This is a genomic window from Chryseobacterium joostei (assembly GCF_003815775.1).
Taxonomy (GTDB): domain Bacteria; phylum Bacteroidota; class Bacteroidia; order Flavobacteriales; family Weeksellaceae; genus Chryseobacterium; species Chryseobacterium joostei.
In genome coordinates this window covers 4,432,707-4,450,681 of record NZ_CP033926.1, presented here as the reverse complement: position 1 = coordinate 4,450,681, position 17,975 = coordinate 4,432,707, and the positions used below count along the sequence as shown (strand labels likewise).

Annotated in this window: 15 protein-coding genes; 1 reads left to right on the top strand and 14 read right to left on the bottom strand. The window is 34.3% G+C overall.

What is annotated here, in order from left to right; all coding sequences use genetic code 11:
* Positions 1–14 precede the first annotated feature (14 nt).
* The 9 genes from EG359_RS20350 to EG359_RS20310 all read right to left on the bottom strand — a co-directional run bounded on the left by EG359_RS20350 (position 15) and on the right by EG359_RS20310 (position 8,771).
* Entirely contained in the window at positions 15–407 is a 393-nt protein-coding gene (locus EG359_RS20350; RefSeq protein ID WP_123867464.1) for a hypothetical protein, read from the bottom strand.
* A gap of 138 nt (positions 408–545) precedes the next feature.
* A complete protein-coding gene (locus EG359_RS20345; protein WP_076353485.1) occupies positions 546–1,685 on the bottom strand; it encodes an LGFP repeat-containing protein in 1,140 nt (379 codons plus the stop codon).
* Between the two features lie 12 nt (positions 1,686–1,697).
* A complete protein-coding gene (locus tag EG359_RS20340; protein ID WP_123867462.1) occupies positions 1,698–2,552 on the bottom strand; it encodes a hypothetical protein in 855 nt (284 codons plus the stop codon).
* Between the two features lie 37 nt (positions 2,553–2,589).
* Positions 2,590–3,375 carry a hypothetical protein gene (locus EG359_RS20335; protein ID WP_076353481.1) on the bottom strand — a complete coding sequence of 262 codons (786 nt, stop codon included), beginning with the start codon at positions 3,373–3,375 and terminating at the stop codon, positions 2,590–2,592.
* On the bottom strand, positions 3,372–3,758 hold the full coding sequence (locus tag EG359_RS20330; protein ID WP_076353479.1) for a DUF3592 domain-containing protein: 387 nt from the start codon (positions 3,756–3,758) through the stop codon (positions 3,372–3,374). Before EG359_RS20330 ends, EG359_RS20335 begins: the two co-directional genes overlap by 4 nt.
* A 223-nt stretch (positions 3,759–3,981) precedes the next feature.
* Positions 3,982–4,359 carry a GxxExxY protein gene (locus EG359_RS20325; RefSeq protein ID WP_076353477.1) on the bottom strand — a complete coding sequence of 126 codons (378 nt, stop codon included), beginning with the start codon at positions 4,357–4,359 and terminating at the stop codon, positions 3,982–3,984.
* An 88-nt stretch (positions 4,360–4,447) separates the two neighbouring features.
* Positions 4,448–5,188, bottom strand: coding sequence for a LytR/AlgR family response regulator transcription factor (locus tag EG359_RS20320; protein WP_076353475.1), 741 nt, complete (start codon positions 5,186–5,188; stop codon positions 4,448–4,450).
* Positions 5,181–8,132, bottom strand: coding sequence for a sensor histidine kinase (locus EG359_RS20315; RefSeq protein ID WP_076353473.1), 2,952 nt, complete (start codon positions 8,130–8,132; stop codon positions 5,181–5,183). Before EG359_RS20315 ends, EG359_RS20320 begins: the two co-directional genes overlap by 8 nt.
* Before the next feature lie 447 nt (positions 8,133–8,579).
* A complete protein-coding gene (locus EG359_RS20310; protein ID WP_123867230.1) occupies positions 8,580–8,771 on the bottom strand; it encodes a cold-shock protein in 192 nt (63 codons plus the stop codon).
* A 446-nt stretch (positions 8,772–9,217) separates the two neighbouring features.
* On the opposite strand from EG359_RS20310, the gene EG359_RS22590 reads away from it, so the two are divergent.
* Positions 9,218–9,367: a hypothetical protein gene (locus EG359_RS22590; protein WP_164463089.1), complete on the top strand. Its 150-nt coding sequence runs from the start codon at positions 9,218–9,220 to the stop codon at positions 9,365–9,367.
* 234 nt (positions 9,368–9,601) lie between these two features.
* On the opposite strand, the gene EG359_RS20305 is transcribed toward EG359_RS22590, so the two are convergent.
* The 5 genes from EG359_RS20305 to EG359_RS20285 all read right to left on the bottom strand — a co-directional run bounded on the left by EG359_RS20305 (position 9,602) and on the right by EG359_RS20285 (position 17,869).
* Positions 9,602–11,431 (bottom strand): hypothetical protein, encoded by a 1,830-nt coding sequence (locus EG359_RS20305; protein WP_076357747.1) that lies wholly within the window; start codon positions 11,429–11,431, stop codon positions 9,602–9,604.
* A gap of 5 nt (positions 11,432–11,436) precedes the next feature.
* On the bottom strand, positions 11,437–13,404 hold the full coding sequence (locus EG359_RS20300; protein ID WP_076357745.1) for a hypothetical protein: 1,968 nt from the start codon (positions 13,402–13,404) through the stop codon (positions 11,437–11,439).
* A gap of 11 nt (positions 13,405–13,415) precedes the next feature.
* Positions 13,416–14,123 (bottom strand): T9SS type A sorting domain-containing protein, encoded by a 708-nt coding sequence (locus EG359_RS22975; RefSeq protein ID WP_123867460.1) that lies wholly within the window; start codon positions 14,121–14,123, stop codon positions 13,416–13,418.
* A 105-nt stretch (positions 14,124–14,228) separates the two neighbouring features.
* Positions 14,229–14,849, bottom strand: a complete 621-nt coding sequence (locus tag EG359_RS20290) for a response regulator (protein ID WP_076357741.1) — start codon at positions 14,847–14,849, stop codon at positions 14,229–14,231.
* A gap of 47 nt (positions 14,850–14,896) precedes the next feature.
* Entirely contained in the window at positions 14,897–17,869 is a 2,973-nt protein-coding gene (locus EG359_RS20285; protein ID WP_076357739.1) for a sensor histidine kinase, read from the bottom strand.
* Between the last annotated feature and the right edge of the window lie 106 nt (positions 17,870–17,975).

The following is a 17,975-nucleotide window of genomic DNA, read 5'->3' as shown; positions in this document are numbered from 1 at the left end:
TTTAAAATTATTCATTAGAGCACCGTAACATTATTTGTTTCAAAAGTTCCCGAAACGGAAAGTGTCTTTTTTGTTTTTTCATTATAAACAGTTCCGGAGAATTTGCCTTTCACGGTTTTGCCGTCGTAATAGGTAATTGTGGCAACATTGTCTTTGCTTCTTCTGGAGTACTGCAATCCGTCAACCATCAGAGTAAGGCTTTTACAGGGATAGGCTTGCCCGACTTTGAATGAATGTGGCGTTCCGTCACCAATCGATACATTATGCCTGTCGTTTGCGATATCTCCGATTTGTCCGTTGATAATGACTGTGCTTACTTCCTTAGTCTCAGTGTAGGTTTTTCCATTTACGGTGTAGCTGATTTTTCCAATGGTCTTTCCTTGTGGCTTGCTTTGTTGTTTTTGCATTTTGGCGGACATAGCCCGTATTTTCGCTCTAAATTCTGGACTGTCTTGTTGCGCTTGTGTTTTTATTGCAAATAGTACAAGAAAAACGAGGATAAATTGTTTCATATGTAGTTTTTACTTTGTTTCTGATACTAAATTTTATTTTTTACTTAATGACAGGATATAACCTACGCGGTAAGAATCGCCGCTGCCATCTGACAAATCATCTTCTCTGGTTGTCCTGTTGTTGTATTTTACGATTTCTTGTAGTTTGATATCTTTATAAGGATGGTTGCCGTTGTTATAATAAATAGAGCCTGTTGCCGTTTTCAATTTCAGATAATCATCCGAGCTTGATTTATCATAATCATTTAGCCAATAGACAATCCTTACGAAAGCATTTTCATTAATATCATTTTGAGTAACAGCATAATTCCTGATAAAATCTCTATTCGTAGGAATAAAGCTTAAATGGGTTTTGAATCCCTCATCAGCCATATATTTATCTTTTGGGATATTGAATAACGAATACGATTTCCCATCTATATCGTTAATTTCACTTCCATTTGCTTTGTAAACCCTAATGTCCATCCATCCGTATAAATCTATGCCGTCCAAATCACCGCCCGGTTCCCCTCCACTGGTATAATTGGGCGTAAAGCTTAATTGATATTTTTGAACTTCCGGCGGACTTGTTGCATTGGGATTATTGGAATACAATACATCTTTTCCGTTCCCAAAAAATAATGTTCCTCTTTCAAATTGTTGGTAGCGTGTATATCCGTTTACAGAAATAGCGACTTCGTCTGTTTTCGGAAAACCTAAATCCGGGCTATTTTCGTAGCCTCTTTTTGCCCATTCGTTTCTGAAAGCACCACCTACATAATGCGTTCCGTTTTTGGCACTGCTATAGATGCTGCCATTTTCGAATGCGGTGTAAAAACCATACACTTTAGGTGTTTCCAGATTATCTGATATCGGAAAGCCCATCCAGCCGATCTCATAACCTGCTTCTCCCCATTTTTTCATCATATTTTCCATTATTGCAAAGGCCTGGTTTAGTTTCGGGTTATAATATACCCAGCCTTTCTCGTAGCGTAAAAACCAACCACCCTTGCCTGCCGTCGGACGCATTTTAGGACTCTCGCTGTGGATTGCTCCAAGGTTGCGCAGTTTGGCCTTCGCATCTATCATCTGAGCAATGTTATACTGCGAATTATCAGTCTGGGACGGAAGCTGTGCGTAGCTTTTCATAAAAAAACTGATGAAAGCAATTAGCAGGATTACACATTTTTTCATAACTCAATTATTTTAAGGTTCTATCTGAATATTGATTTGATACAGAACTGGTTTTTTACCTTTCTGATTAGTTGCGCCTGCACATTCTCCAAAACCGCCGCCTGTGATTCCACCGGATGTGGCACATTTCTTACCGTCCATAGAAATGTAAAGACCATTTTGCTGTTCCGGTTTCGGGATTTTGTTTTCGGATATTTTCAGGAACAATTTTTGGTTAAAAAGTATTCCCGATGCCCAAAAATCTTCCACCGAATGTCTGTTTCCCGTATTTTTCAGTTCCGGAAAACGAAACAAAATTCCATCAGGAATTTTTTCCCTTGCCGAGTACACCAAAATCGTATCTTTCAACGTGGATTTATTTCCTTTTTCATACAAGGCCAACTTCCATATTTTGTCTTTGAATTCCTTTTGGACACTGATTTTATCTTTATTTATCAAGTCCAAGTAAATGGCATTTTGCGAAAGAAAATCGTAAGTGATGGGTAATTCGTATTTTGCTTTCAGAGTTTTATCATTAGAATTTAATACTATTTTAAATCGGTCTGGATGAGTTGCCATTTCAACGGTCATATCATCGGTCATCAACCAATAAAAACGATTTGCAGGAAGCTGATACGGCAGTTTGATACCGTCTAGGTTTTTTGTTGAATTTTGGAGAAAAGTAAATTGCTTTTTGATTTTCAACTGTTTTCCGCAGATAGTTTCAGTTTTTGGAACGATGGGTTTTCCCTTGTAAAAAATATTAGCCGTGACCAATTCGGGGGCTGCAATGCCAACCAGCTCAAAACCATATACAAAAGTGTTCCGGCATTGCGAATGACTTTGCAACGAGAAAAAAATGATGATTATGGAAATGAGTTTTTTCATTTTTGATAGAATAAGAATTAAATTTCTCATAATCAGTTTATTTACAAAGGTTATATTCAAAAGCGATGTTCATCCAGACCTGTTTTCTTTGGGTTTCGCCCTGATTGACGAAAGCGTAGGAAAAGTCTTTTTCCTTGTTCAGAATTTTTTGGGAAACCGAAGGGCAATCGGATAGAAAACGGCTTACCTTCTCATTGAAATTGGGAACAAAACGGTCAGATTGTGCATCAAAAACTTCGTTGCTTCTTGCAAGTTTGATGTAGAGTTTGGTTATTCTCTCGATATCTCCAAAGGAATTTTTCTGCGTGTATTCGTCTTCAAATAGTTGAAGATTTCCGTCATTTGGAGTGATGTTTTTCAGGAATTTGTAGGCACGTTTGTTCCACATATCCATTGCCTGAACCAGTTCTAGAGAATATTTGGCCCCATTGAAATAAATCCCGGCAATATCCTGCGGATAAAACCATTGGTAAGTATTGCTGCTGTTTTCCTTAAATGTGATTTTCTGTACAGATGAAAATTCATCAAAGCTTCTGATTTCCAATTTCCCGTTCAATACCTTTCCGTTGTTCAGGTAAAGCGTGGCTGGTTGTCCTCCCATATCGTTCACGTTGTGATAGAATGATGAACTGTTGCAGGAAATAAATAAAGTCAGAATAATTGCAATTGCTAATTTCCATATATTTTGGAACGTCGAATCACTCGCAACCCGACCTGAGTGGAGCTCATTTTTTTGCTTGGGAAAAGCTTTGGCAAAAAATAGCGGGAACGGAGGGCGGATAAGTTGCCCAAAGAAATAATATAAGGATTGAAAGATTTTCATACTACTCTATTTTTTGGAAAAATGAAACTTTTGCCCATCACAATCAATAAAATTCCGAATGCCGTCATAAGCAGCGAACCAGGAATTTCCTTTGCATTCAGAATGAAAATTTCCCGTGGATTCTTGGGATTGTAAATCACCGTTACTTTGTTACCCAAATGATAACCTGTAAAAAAGAACATCTGCAAAACTTTGCTGTATGTTTCTACCTCACTTCCGTTTTTTATTCTGAATTTTACAAACGGACTTCTTCCGCTGAACGGTTTTTTACTACTGCCATTCTCATTCAGTACTTTTCTGGCTCCGTTTTGATGGACTACAAATCCTGTAACCACTGCTTCGGTTTTATTTCCATAAAAAATCACACGTATCTTAAAAACCATATATCCAAAAATTATCAATCCGACAAGGAATGATATGAGACCGATGATTTTTTTGTTCCGAATGACCATTTGTAAGATTTACTGTCATCAAAGTTGTATCGAAACCGGGCAAAAAAAATATCGTATTTTGTGAAGTGTGGGGATGGGTTTTTGAAGTGGGCATTTGCCACAGATAATTATTTTCATCTGTGTATCTGTAGCATAAAACAAAAAATATCAGTGGCTAAAAAATGAGTCTTTTATAATTCAATTTCAGTTCTCCAAAATTTACAATTAATCCGATTTTGTTTTGTGAAACTTTCAAGTAATTGATAACTTGTGCAATGTGCTCATCCGCAATTCCTCTTTGAAGTCCTTTCACTTCTAATATCACATTGTCAAAAACCACAAAATCGGCATAAAATTTATGTGGAAGCAAAATCCCTTTGTAATAGACGCTGTACTCTTTTTCCCGTTCGTAGAAAATACCAGCACGTTGAAATTCGATTTCCAATGCATCTTTGTACACGATTTCCAAAAATCCAGCACCAAGTTGATTGTGTACTTCCATACAAATACCGATTATACGGTATGTTTCTTCTTTTAAAGGGAAATTTTCCATAGTTTGTGTTTTTGCCACAGATGCACAGATAATGGCTTGATGACTTATCTGTGCATCTGTGACACTAAGATATAAAATTAATCTATTCTTAGATTTTGTGAAAAAATGATAAAAATTCTTGTTTTTTATTGCGGCTCAAAGCGATGTTTTTACCATCTTCCATAATGATTTCTCCACCTTCGCCACGGATGTATTGTTTGATATTTTTCAGGTTGATGATGAAGGATTTTTGTGCCCGGAAGAAAAGCGAATTATCTTGTAAAATATCCTCAAAATTAGACAAAGGTTTGCTCGCCAAATGTCTGGATTTGTCGTTCATCACGATGTGTGTATAAGAACCGTCCGCTTCAAGATAAGAGATATTTTCGGTTTTTATAAAAATCAATCCCTGTTGTGTGGAAAGCGCCAAAGTATCCTGGATTTTTCCACGAATGAACTGATGTACCTGGTAGATTTGTTCCTGTGAAATCTGCATTTCATTGGCGTTATACTTTTGAATACTTTCTTCCAAATCTTCTGTAGAAATAGGTTTAAGAAGATAATCCAAGGCATTCATTTTGAGAGCCTTGATTCCGTATTGGTCGTAAGCGGTGGTAAAAATGACCTTGAAAGGCAGAGAATCAAACTGGCTCAATAGCTCAAAACCGTTCATCACAGGCATTTCTATGTCCAGAAATACTATGTCAGGACTGTGTTTTTCTATCAGTTCTTTTGCAGTAATACTTTCTTGTGTACTTGCAACGACTTCGATATTGTCCATCTCCGAAATCAAATGTTGAAGCGTGATGATACAGTGCTTCTCATCATCTACAATAATACTTTTAATCATAATACATTATGTTTAATTCTACCAATGTTCCTTTATTCCCGTTTCCATCATCCAAATCCGTTATCAGAATTTGGTTTTTAGGGTTCAGTATTTCTATTCTTTGTCGGGTAATTTCTATTCCGTAAGATTTATGCTTTATCTGTTCTTTTTTCAGCAAAGCGGAAGCTTCCCTGCCAATTCCGTTATCCGTAATTTTAATATTGAGCATAGATTCCTGTATTTCAGAAACTTCAATTTTCAGAAATCCATTCTCTTTTTTATTAACCAGACCGTGCCAAATCGCATTCTCCACAAAAGGCTGAATGATAAGCGGTGGAATCTGAACAAATTCTGTATCAATATCTTTGTCAATAATGATTTGGTAATCAAAACAATGGTCTAATCTGGCTGTTTCCAGCTTTAGATACATTTTCAGGGTTTCAATTTCCTTTTCCAGGTTGATGGTTTCGTGTCTTGAATTATCCAGAATATTTCTCATCAATTTGGAAAAAGTCGTGAGATAAGTGCTTGCTTCCTTACTTTTTTGCTGAACAATAAAACTATTAATCGAGTTTAAAGAATTGAACAAAAAATGCGGATTCATCTGAGAACGAAGTATTTGCATCTCCACGTCTTTGATGGTCTGTTTCAGTTTGCTTTTTTCTTTTTCCTGATTCAGAAGATAGCGGAAAATCAAATATCCAACGAATATCAACAGCAATATCATCATTCCTATAAACCAAAATCTGAGATAGAACGGCGGATTGATTTTCAGGTTAATTTTTAATTGTTTCTGTTGCCAGTTCCCTAAATTGTCTCCGGCTTCTATGATGATTTCATAATTGCTAGGAGGAAGTTTTATCAGTGAAAGTTTGGGTGTTGTTCCAAGGTAATTCCATTTTTTTTCATCAGAAAACCTGTACCGGTAAACGATTTTTTCATTGTCCGAAAAACTAAGCGCTGAGAAATTAAAATCCAACTCTGTAAAGTTGTAATCAAAATTAAATTCGTTGGACGTAACTGGAATTTCTACATTGTCTTTTTTTACGGAAGTTAATTTTAGTTCATTGATTAATTGAGTTTTAACAATTTTATCCAAATTCAGGATCTGTATTCCGCTATCAACAGCCACAGCAATCCTGTTATCATTAAATTTATAAAACCCGAACGTGAGGTCATTATTTTCCAGACCGTCTAATTGAAAAATCCTAATAGCTTTGTCTGTTGCAAAATTATATTGGTAAAGCCCTTCTGCGCAGGCAAACCAGATATTTCCGAGGGAATCTTCGGCAATTCCTTCGATATGATCATTCGCTATTTTATATTCTGAGGTGAAAAATGAACGTAGAATTTCGCCTTTTGGAGACACCAAATTCCAGCCACCATAACCGGAAAACAGGATATTTTGATTTTTGGTCAAAGTAATTCTGTTGTAATAATCAGTGATGAATTTCGATTCATTTTTGAATGATTTCAGACTATTAATTTCTTTAAACAAATGCTGTTTTTCATCAAAAAAAGAAATACCATAATCTTTCGGCATCCAGCTCGCAAGCCATATTGTACCATCTTTTGCTACCGAAATATCATTGCTTGTATTGGTTTTCCAATAACTTTCAGAATTCTGGATGGCGTTTTTATTTTCCTTGAAAGTGTTGGAATCAAATACCTTAATTCCATTTTTAGACGATAGAACCCATAATTGATTTTTATAGTCCTTAATAATTTTTTTAACAGGAAAAGGCAAAGAAATTACTTTTTTAATCTGATGATTCTGGATGATATAAACACCGTCAGAGGCAGAAATAAAAATTTTATCATCAATAAAAACATTCGTAAAAACAGTTTTTGGAGAGACTGAATGAAATACTTCAATATTTTTATCCGTTTTCAGGCAATAGATTTCAGAAGTATTATTGGTCATCCAAAGATTGTGGTTTTTGTCCTCCGTAATAGTTGTAATCGTTTGGTTATCTTTTCTTGAAAAATGAATATTTTCTATGCTCTCTTCATTGGAAATTATTTTCTGCAGACCACGATTGGTTCCAGCCCAGATTATTCTGGTTTCCTTATCGTAAAAAACAGTATTGATTTCATTTTTTGAAGAGAATATCAACTCAGATTTATTCAGTTTTTTATCATACTTATAAATTTCATTTTTGTTGTAAATCAGCAAAAAATTATCATTTCCTGAAAAAGATTTCACAAGATAAAGCGGAAGATTTTGAATTGATTTTAATAATGAAATTTTTCCTTTTTGAGGTTCAAATAGAAAAATTTCTCCTGAAAAACTACTAAGAAAAATTTCATTTTCAGAAACAGAAAATCCTGATACAAATGCATTTTTTGCTAAAACAGGATTGGAATGTTTTTGTAGGGTTTTTAGTTTTTCATTCCAGACAAAAATACCTTTTGGAGTTGCTACCCAGACTTCATTATCTACTTGAAAAAATCGTAATTTATTTTCCGAAAGATTTCCGGATTCATCGATTTTCCAGTTTTTATTTCTGTTGGATGAAAAGAATTTCAGGTTGTTCTGGTCACTGCACCATATTCGTTTTTTGCCGTCTATGAAGAGATTATCGTAATGGTCATTATTGGTATTATCATCATTAAAATTAACTTTTGTAATAACCTTTGGCTGATTGTAAAAATTACTCAAACTACAAATACCCCGACTACCCGAACTAAGATATTGAACATTATTTTTTAAGAATAATGAACTGATTGGTTCTGTTAAAAATTTTTGATTCAGAAAGCGATAACCATCGAATAAGCTAAGTCCTCTTTGGGTTCCCACATACAAAAACCCATCTTTTTTGTCTATTGACAAAATGTTATCCGAAGGCAAACCATCTGTGTACTTATAACTCTGAACTTTGTAATTGGATTGTGCAAAAGATTGCACGCCGTTCATAATAACAAACAGGAAAAGATATAAATGAAATGTAATGTTTTTTCTCATTTATCAGGAAACCATAGGATTATCCGTAAATTTTCCGGATGATACTGTTTTTCAAAAGTACTCATTTTCTTCCGACGGAGATTGTCAGGGTTTATAAAGTGTGAAAGCTGATTGATGAAGTGGAAAGTTTAATTTTAAAATATCAAAGTATAACTTAAATATTATTTATCAGGCTTTATGTTTCCAGTGGTAATAGATACATTCTATACCAAATAATCCGGAATATGTTTCAATGTTAAGGTAATTTTCTTTATCAAAATTATTAAAAATCTCAGGCTTTATATTTATTACAAGAGGCTTTGCATATTGTCTTAGTTGGTACATTCCTTCTTTCCAGAGTTAACTGTAATCCTCATATTTTCCTATTGGTACACCAAAAAAAAAGCAGATAACACTTATGTTATCTGCTGATTTTAACATCAAGAAAGCTTAAGCTTTCTACTGAATTTATGCTACTCGTACATTAACTGCGTTAATGCCTTTTTTACCGTTCTCTAAATCGAATGTTACAGTGTCATTTTCGCGTATATCATTAATTAAACCTGATGTATGTACGAAAATATCCTGACCTCCATTTGATGGTGTAATAAAACCAAAACCTTTGGCGTCATTAAAGAATTTTACTGTTCCTTGTTGCATTGTATTATATTATAAAATTATGTATTAAAACTATTTTGGCACGTGCCATTGCCTTATTGATACTAATAGTATCAAAGCAATTAATCGATCTGTAAACAAAAAATGAAGTTGGTATTTTTATCGTATTGAATATATTCAATTTGAAAAAGGAACTTTACCTGATATGTTGATGACAAAAATAGCGGCTGAAAAGGCGAAGACTGAGAAGAAAGAGTAAACTCGAAAGTTTTAGAAGAAGCGATGGCAGAAGCCTGATTATTCCACAAACATAAATTATTGAAAAACAAAATATTTTACATTTATAATATATTCCTTGATTAAAATATCCGGTAAAAAATATAGTGATATCTAAAATATTTCTTTCCCAAAGCTGTATTGAGAATCATATAGCAGATTCAAAAAGACCTCTAATCGAGAAATATCAATCGACGACACGTACTTTGAAAATGCAACAAGGAAGAACCGTTATTATGGATGAATATGCCAATCATAATTACGGAGGATTTGTGGGAGATTTAAAAATCCCAAACTGGATCATATTAATGAGTGATGAGCATTTTAAATTTATCAAAAACGAGCCTAATTTTGAGAAATAGATAGCTTTTCAGCAATACTTAGTACTTAAACAAGAACTAAACCGCAACTTTTGTTGCGGTTTAGTTTTTAATAAACTTTAGACTTTGTAGATTAAGAAAATTGTTATACGCAATGAAATTGATGATTTTCTAATTCTGTTTGCTAATTAGAAAATCGGTATTCATGTCAAGAGAGTGTGTAATATCTATCCTAAATAGAAAGAGTTTTAGGAATCTTTTTTCTGTTCAACTTTATCAGAAACCAGCCGCTCTTCCATTTGCAAAAATATCTCTTGAATTCAAATATAGTGTCGTAATATTGGGTAATGTAAATCCTATTGGCAACTCACTTTTACTTTTCAGATCTACAGTAGAACAGTCATACACTTCACAATAACCGCAATTAATATCTTTCCAAGTAATTTTTCGACACACCTTCGCTTTTGTTTCACAACATGTCAAGTTTTTTTCCGGAGGAAGAAGATAAACGAGTCTTAAAAAATCTCCGGAATTGATGTTTCTTCCATTTGAAAAAGAAAATACCACTTCATTATTATTGGATGTAGTAGAAATTCCGTTACCATAGGGTTGTATCGATGCGGGAATCATTAAACCGCCAATATTAATTCCGCCAAAAATAGAACCCAGATTAGTGCTTTTTATTTGACATTGCTTGCAGTCTTCGGGGCCATCCAACCATTCGAAACTGATTACCTCTACTTTCAATTCAGTAATTGGAGCATTAGAAAGAGCCGTAAAATTATATTTTTCAACGGCATAAGTTCCTTCGTTATAAGGATAACTTGGCGGAATCGTTGCTGCTGATGATAAGCTCAATGTGTTTTTGCAGCATAATGCGGAATTAAACGGACAATCAGTTTGCCAATCATTATTAATTCCGGCAACAAATCCGTAGGAAGGAGAGCTTGTAGAAAAGGAAGAACCTGAAAAAGTAAAATTCCCCGTAATCACAATGTCATAATTTCCTGAAGCTACTGTTCCAAACAATAACATTGAAAAGCTAAACGTTTTTAATGTAGTGTTAATAGATGATGAGGGAATCATAATCGGAGTTCCTACAGCAATTCCATTTTGGTATAACTGAGCTTGAAGAGAATTTAAAGTTCCTGTATTTGTAGGAGAATTGGGCAATGTATAGTTACCATTTACCACAGCATTTGATCCACAATCTTTTGACATGCCAGAAATACTTGCATCTCCTAAATCAGATCCTTTGCAACCCATGCATATATCATCAATATAAGCATACCCAAAATGTGCTCCTGCTGCACAATCCGAAACCAAAAACTCAATAGTGACTTGTTGACCGATATACTTTGACAAATCAACTTTTGCACAAGTCCAAGGACGTATTCTGTTTGTTCCTGAATTAATCCAAAAACTACTGGCATCAGAAACAAGGGGTGAAGTATTCATTGATCCTATCGTGGGCAGTAGAGGAACAAAATTAACTGAAGATAGTGTGTGGATTCTTACGCCAAAGAAAGGATTGCCCGTTCCATGACCAGGATCTTCTAAAACCAATGCATACCAGAAGCTAAGATTTGCATTAGAAGCATCTATTGTTACAGTTTTCATTATTGATTCTGCACTGAAATTAACCCCTGAACTACCTAATTTTAAAGCCTTTACTCCAGTGTGAACTTTTGATAGACCACTATATAGTGGATCATTTCCGGTACTTACAATTTCCCATAAAAAATTTGTAGAACCGCTGTTTACTGATGTTATAAAACCTGAAAGCGGCTGATAATTACTAAAATTCGCATTACTGCTGCTATTTCTAAAATTCATTGCAGCTGTCCATCCCCATTGTGAAAAATTTTTAGTTTCAAAACCTCCGTCATCACATATCTCATTTGTGTAAGGAGGAAGCGTCTGCGATATTTTTGAAATAGATTGAATTTTTGATAAAGCCGAAATCTGATTTTGAACAAATTTTTCAACATCTTTTTGAGGAATTTTTTCACTAATTGCATTTTTTTCTGCAATCTTTTTGAGATCCTGGGCAAAAGTGAGATTTGCAAAAAAACAAATAAATAGTATGGCTAATATTTTTCTCATGATTTTTAGTTTTTAAGGTTTTTAATTTGGATTTCCGCTTCGGAAGAATGAGGATTGAAAGGTCCGGAAGTTCCTCCGGTTGAAGTTCCTGAGCAACTTCCTTTTCTTGAGATTACAGATTTTACAAGTTTGTCGCAAACATTGCAGTCTTTGTCCCAAACCGTATAACGAATCCAGATTTCTACTGTATCATCACAACAGGAAACCGGCGAAACTCCTATTTTATGAACAATATTTGCAGGATTTGCAAGCGGAATTCCATTACTATTTGCGGAAGCAAAAGTTAAGGATCGCGAAATATTAGGATTGGTATTTTCACCGACATATTTTCCGTTTCCGCTGTTTTTCCAGCCTGTTCCCTGAATTTTATTGGCATCAATAAAATTATTCTGATTTTGTAGCAAATTGTTGCATTTCACACAATCTGAATTGGTCGGAAAGTATTTCACGGCAACCAAATCGGAATCAATCCGTACAATATTATTTGGCGTGGAAACCGAATTTGTGACTTGCAAAACTCCCGTATTTGGATTTACGGAAACGATAGAAACTGGTTTTACTACCACCGGATTTTTTTCGCAGCCATCGCAGCAATTCGGTAAATTAAGAGAAATATTGTCATCACAATTTCCGCATCCTGTTATTGCATTAATGGTATTTCCCTGAATATTCAAAGAGCTGAAACCTGGTTGCGGAACAAAATCAAAAATAATGGTTTGTGTAGCTCCTGGTGCAATGATTGTGGAAGCTGAATTTGCCGGAGAAAGATTTGAAATCGTGGCGGAATTTGCCGGAAGAACATTCAGGTAATTTCCGTTCGATGTATTTGGTGTACAAGCAATGGCGTAATGTCCCAATTTTGAACTCCCCGAAGTTGACAAATTTTTGTACTGAATGGAAACCGAATATTTTTTGTTTCCGTTCTGGTCTTTTCCGTTGCATTGTATATCGACTTTTACCACCTCGAAATTACATTTGGATTGTGCCGATTTTTTACTGCTTTCATTAACATATTGAAATGTGTTGTTGGCTTTTCTGTCCTGCTCATCAATTAATTTCTGAATATTGGGCGGAAATTTTTCATCTTCGGAAGTTATTTCCTGATGAATGGCAGTGTTTTTTGTTTTCTCATTTTTTTTAATGCCTTTTTCGGTAATTCCTTTTCCCAATCCGATGACGATTCCTCCATTGATACCAAAAGCAGAGTATGTCGCATTTTTCACCGTTGTTTGGTAAGTTGCGAAATTCATTTGCCCCACATTATAAAAACCGTTTTGTGCATTTCCTTCAGGAACAAGAGTTGTGGTAGTGGTTTTCATTTTTTGTCCCAATAAGTAATTTCCCTCTATCCAAAGCCCAATTCGCCCAAATTGGTAGATAAATTTTAATTTGGGTAAAAATCCGATTCCGGAAGATTTTTCTGTAATTCTGTCACAAAGATTCCAATCGTAAGAAATTCCGTTTATCGAAGAATTTTGTGTAATTGAACATTTGCTTTCGGAAAAACTGATGTAAGCTGCTTGGATTGAAGGCAATATTGAAAATTTATCTCCCAGCGAAAATTCCGCACCGGGACCGATTCCTATTCTAAAATTTGCTTGTCTTGGAACTCCTGACCCTTTTTCTGTGAGAACCGGCGGCGAATTTTGCCCCAAAATCTGAAAAGGCTCAATTGCAGGACAAATATCGCTATTGTTCCAGCCGTAATTAAAGCCTCCTTCAATTCCCCAACTCCGTTTGTCAAAAGATTTTACAGGGATATATGCACTAATGTTAATGTTCGTGAGGTTTTCAAAAGATACAGCATCTTTTGCAGTTGGGTTCGGTATAGAAATTCCTCCTCCGAGAAAAATTCGTGCGGGATATTTCTTTAATAACTTTACATGCCCGCCAGCGTCGGATTTTTGTGCGAAAGTGCTCATTGATAAAATCAGCATCAGATTGATGAAGATTTTGCATTTGAAGTTTTTCATAGTTTTATGTTTTATTGGATAATCAGTTTTGTTTTTAACCCATCCATTTTTAAAATGTACAATCCGGATTTTAGCATGGCTATATTTGCGGATTCATTAATGATTTTTAAAACTGTAATCAGTTTTCCATTCATATCATAAACTTCGGCTTTCGTATTGTTTTTAAAATTTTTGAAATGGATGATGTCTTTTGCAGGAACCGGGAAAATTAAATTTTCTTTGAAAGCGATTTCTGAAATTGCCAAAGAACTAGTGGAAATGGATATTGTATTGCTAACAGATTCTATATTTCCGGAATTGCAGGGATCGAAATTTATAAGCTTGCAAATAATTTGATCACCATTTACAAGAGTATTATCGGTATAAATGGAAGAATTACTTCCTACATTATTTCCGTTTTTTTTCCATTGATAGGTAGGCGTACCGTTATAAATTTCCGCTTTAAAAGTGACCAACGTTCCTGTTGATATAGGATTGGAAGGTACGTTCCAAATAAGAACATCCGGAGTTTGTTGTCCGTTTGGATTGGCAAATGATGGACTGCAATCACAACTGTCTCCAATTCCATCACTGTCTTCATCCGATTGAGAAGGATTGTATTTGAGGATGCAATTGTCTGTCGAATTTAGAATTCCATCCTGATCTAAGTCCAAAGGAAGTTGAGAAAAATATAGTGATGAACTTAAAAAACAAAGTGTAATAAAATATTTTTTTTTCATGGTAAGTATTTTAAAGATTTTCTGATTCAAAATTCCTTTAAAACCAAACACAAAAAAATCCCTAATTATAGGGACTGAAAAGAATTAGTTAAAATTAAAAAATGATTATTCACGAATGTTTTTATAAAACCATGCAATCGCTTCTCCAAGAGAAGAAATGTGCAGTTTCTCGTAAATATGTTTGATGTGCGTGTTCACCGTGGAATAACTTACCCCAAGTTGATTAGCAACCATTTTATAACTCATTCCCTCAGACAAAAACTTCAGTACTTCTCTTTCTTTCTGAGTCAGGATTTTCTCTTCATTTTTGGGCATAAAATATTCCAAAACCCTTTTGGCAATTGCTGGATTCATTGAAGCACCTCCTTCGTATACCTCTTCAATAGCCTGAAGAATTCTTCTCGGGGAATCGCTTTTCAGGATATAACCGCTTGCACCACCGGAAATGGAACTAAAAATTTTTTCACTATCATCAAAAGCAGTCTGAACCAAAACTTTAATGCCAGGAAATTTGGATTTAATAATTCTCAAGCCTTCCAAACCGTCTACCACAGGCATATTAATATCCATCAAAACAACATCGGGAGCATATGTTTCCATCTCTGTTTCTACCATTTCACAACAATACGAACCTCCAACATATTGCATGTTGTCAGTCATTTCTATCAGAGCCTGAAGACTGTGCAGCCGCTCTGCGTTATCATCGTATGCAAAAATTCTGATCATCAGAAGGAGCGTTAATTATTTTGTAGATACAAAGGTAGCAGAAGTTTTTAAGGATATTGATCCCTAATTTTAGGAATACTGATTTTTATGTGTGTTCCTTTTGTAGAAGTAATTTCAAAAATACCATTCATCTCTTCTGCTCTTTTTTTCATGTTTTGTAATCCGTTACCTATTTTTACAGGCAGCTCAAAACCTATTCCGTCATCTGAAATTTTCAATAGAAAATTGGAATTATTTTGCACAAAATTAAGCTGTAAATCTTTAGCATTACTGTATTTTGCAGCATTATTCAACGCTTCTTTTACAATGAGAATGATATTTTTCCTCATTGCAAAATCAGTAATTTCTTGATCTATATTCTCATCAATTTTTATGTGATAATTGATATTGGTATTTCCTAAAATTTCATTGGCAAAATTCCGTATTCTTGTGCTTAAAGTCATGAGTGCTGTTTCATTTGGTTTCATGCTCCAGACAAAATCTCCGATATTTTCTGATAGTTTCTGAGATTGGTTTTCTATTTTTATTAAAACATTTTTGGCTTCGGGAAGTTTTTGTTTATCAATTAATTGATTGGCAATTACAGAGTTTATCTGCAAGCTACTCAGGGTGGAGCCGATATCATCGTGCAAGTCTGCCGTTATCTTTTCTCGCTGTTTTTCTAAAGCCATTTTTTCACTGAACTCATTCTTCTGCTTAAATAATTTCCATCTTCCTACTGCATAAATAATTCCCCCGAAAAACAAACCGCCCAAAATCCCCCAGAACCAATACGATTGATAAAAAGCTTTTTGAATATTGAGCTGCAAAGATTTCTGAGATATTATTTTTTTGCTGAATTTGTCTGTGTAAGCAAATTCGACTTCATATTTTCCAGGAGCAAGTCCTGTTAAAATAAGAGGTGTTTTTTTTGGAATTTTTTTCCAAGAATGGTCCGTACTTTTTATCCGGTACATTAATTCCCGAATTTCTCCAAACTCCAAATCTTTGATAAAAGCTTTTATAGTTACATTATTTTCATCATTTTTCAAATCTAAAATTTTTAATGAATTTAATCCTTTTTGATAGCTGAAAATGGCATTATTAATCCGGATTTCATCAAAATAAATTTCAGGCTTATAGAAACTTTTGAACTGAAGCGGAGGTTTAAAAAAATTAAAACCATTTACTCCACCGAAAAACAAAGTACCATCCGAGGTTTTCAAAAACGCTCGGTTGTTGAAATCCCAATGCTGGATTCCGTCATTTTTATCAAAATTTATGATGGAATAATTTTCGGTATCTATACTGCTTAACCCTCTTTGATGGCTGCACCAGATTTTCCCGAAATCATCCATCAGAATTCCGTAAATATACGTTCCGGCGAGTCCGTTATTGCTATCGAATTTTTTTAAGATTTTAAAATTTTTATCCAGAAGAAAAACACCTTCATTGGTTCCAGCCCAAAATTGTTGTTTCTTTTCATATTCCTGAAGATAGAAACTTTGCATTCCTGGTAGAATTTTGCCGAGATTTTCCAACGAATTATCCGAATGAAGTTTTGCCAGAACCATATCGCCGTTAAGATAGCTAACAGCAATTCTGTCACCGCTAATTTTAGAAATGAAAAAAGAATTTTTTTTCGGAAGTGAAGTTATTTTTTCAAGTTTTTTATCTTCTGTATTCAGCCAGAACAATCCGGTGGAAAATGCCAGGAGTGGAAAACTGTTTTTAAAAAATGTCATATTTTGAAATACACCAAATTTAGATTTTTCAATATTAATTTGAATTTTTTTTGTGAAATTTTGAGATAATCTTTCAAACTCAAAAGTGGTTGCCGGATGGTTGGAAATCATCCAAATGTCTTTTGAATATGGATTTTGATAGCTTCTGGAACTTGAATTTTCCAAAGTTTTGGACATAAATGTTTTGTAATCAAAAAGGATTTCGGATTGTATCAAAACTTTTCCATCGGAAAGTTCAGTAAAATTGCCGACACCGGATTTGAATGCAGGATGCCCATTCTGAATATCATTATAGTTTTGCAACATATTTCCTTTGAAATTCATAATAATTTGCCCTACCCCATCATCGCAGCTCCATAGCCTGCCAACTTTATCAAACCCAAACACATATCCTAATGGATTACTTTCAAGTGAAGTATTTCGTTTTATTTTTCTATCAAACACATTGAAAATAAGATCCGAATTAAAAAAAATATTGTCCTCATTTATAGCAATACTTCCAATGGATTTTTTATTATTTAAAATATAAAAAAAATGTTGGTATTGTTTTTCTAAAACTAAAATTCCCTTATTTTGAGTTCCGATGAAAAGCTGGTCATTCTTTTTATCATAAGCACTGCATAGCATTTCGTCTGTATCTTTAGGCTGTATAACTTTTGATGATTTCTTGGTGATAAGGTTATAGACCGCAACTTCATTTTTCCCGATAAAGCAGATATTATTATGTTTATCGATAAAGGGCATACGGAAATAAAATAAATTCCCCTCATTATCATAAACGTGAATAGATTTTATCGGTTCAATTGGAACCTGTACTTCCAATTTTATTTTTTTTGATCTTACATCGAAACTTACCAATTGATAAGTTTCGTTAAAAATCCAGATTTTTCCTTCTGAAAAGCCAATGGGCATAGCTGTTTTAGAGGTAGAAATATTTTTGTAAACATCTATAAAACTGAATATATCTGTTTCATAATCATAAACATACAAGCCACGAGTACTGCCTATGTACAAGTTTTTCTCGTCTTCTGCAAAACCATAACCCTGCTGTAAAGCCGGACAATTTTTGAAGAAACGATTCAAATTATAAACCTTTACAGAAGAGCCATCATACCTATTAAGTGCATCATTGCAGGTAATCCACATAAAACCTTTCCGGTCTTCGAAACGGAAATAATTGGAACCTTGAGAAAGACCATCTTCCTGAGTTATTTTTTTCTTACTGAAATAAACAGGATTTCCCTGAGAAAAAAACAGAGTAATTAGAAACAGAAAGAAAATACAAAGAAATTTCACAAATGAGGTTTAATGTAAATTTAAATAATTTTCACTAGCTTTTTTAGTCCCAATATTCTCCTGCTATTTTTTTATCCTTATCGATTGCTCTTTTTGCTGTTTCAAT

Bases quoted from the DNA above. Each gene is read 5' to 3' on its own strand.
- EG359_RS20350 (WP_123867464.1), bottom strand. From the start codon at position 407: ATGCAAAAACAACAAAGCAAGCCACAAGGAAAGACCATTGGAAAAATC.
- EG359_RS20345 (WP_076353485.1), bottom strand. From the start codon at position 1,685: ATGAAAAAATGTGTAATCCTGCTAATTGCTTTCATCAGTTTTTTTATG.
- EG359_RS20340 (WP_123867462.1), bottom strand. From the start codon at position 2,552: ATGAAAAAACTCATTTCCATAATCATCATTTTTTTCTCGTTGCAAAGT.
- EG359_RS20335 (WP_076353481.1), bottom strand. From the start codon at position 3,375: ATGAAAATCTTTCAATCCTTATATTATTTCTTTGGGCAACTTATCCGC.
- EG359_RS20330 (WP_076353479.1), bottom strand. From the start codon at position 3,758: ATGGTTTTTAAGATACGTGTGATTTTTTATGGAAATAAAACCGAAGCA.
- EG359_RS20325 (WP_076353477.1), bottom strand. From the start codon at position 4,359: ATGGAAAATTTCCCTTTAAAAGAAGAAACATACCGTATAATCGGTATT.
- EG359_RS20320 (WP_076353475.1), bottom strand. From the start codon at position 5,188: ATGATTAAAAGTATTATTGTAGATGATGAGAAGCACTGTATCATCACG.
- EG359_RS20315 (WP_076353473.1), bottom strand. From the start codon at position 8,132: ATGAGAAAAAACATTACATTTCATTTATATCTTTTCCTGTTTGTTATT.
- EG359_RS20310 (WP_123867230.1), bottom strand. From the start codon at position 8,771: ATGCAACAAGGAACAGTAAAATTCTTTAATGACGCCAAAGGTTTTGGT.
- EG359_RS22590 (WP_164463089.1), top strand. From the start codon at position 9,218: ATGCAACAAGGAAGAACCGTTATTATGGATGAATATGCCAATCATAAT.
- EG359_RS20305 (WP_076357747.1), bottom strand. From the start codon at position 11,431: ATGAGAAAAATATTAGCCATACTATTTATTTGTTTTTTTGCAAATCTC.
- EG359_RS20300 (WP_076357745.1), bottom strand. From the start codon at position 13,404: ATGAAAAACTTCAAATGCAAAATCTTCATCAATCTGATGCTGATTTTA.
- EG359_RS22975 (WP_123867460.1), bottom strand. From the start codon at position 14,123: ATGAAAAAAAAATATTTTATTACACTTTGTTTTTTAAGTTCATCACTA.
- EG359_RS20290 (WP_076357741.1), bottom strand. From the start codon at position 14,849: ATGATCAGAATTTTTGCATACGATGATAACGCAGAGCGGCTGCACAGT.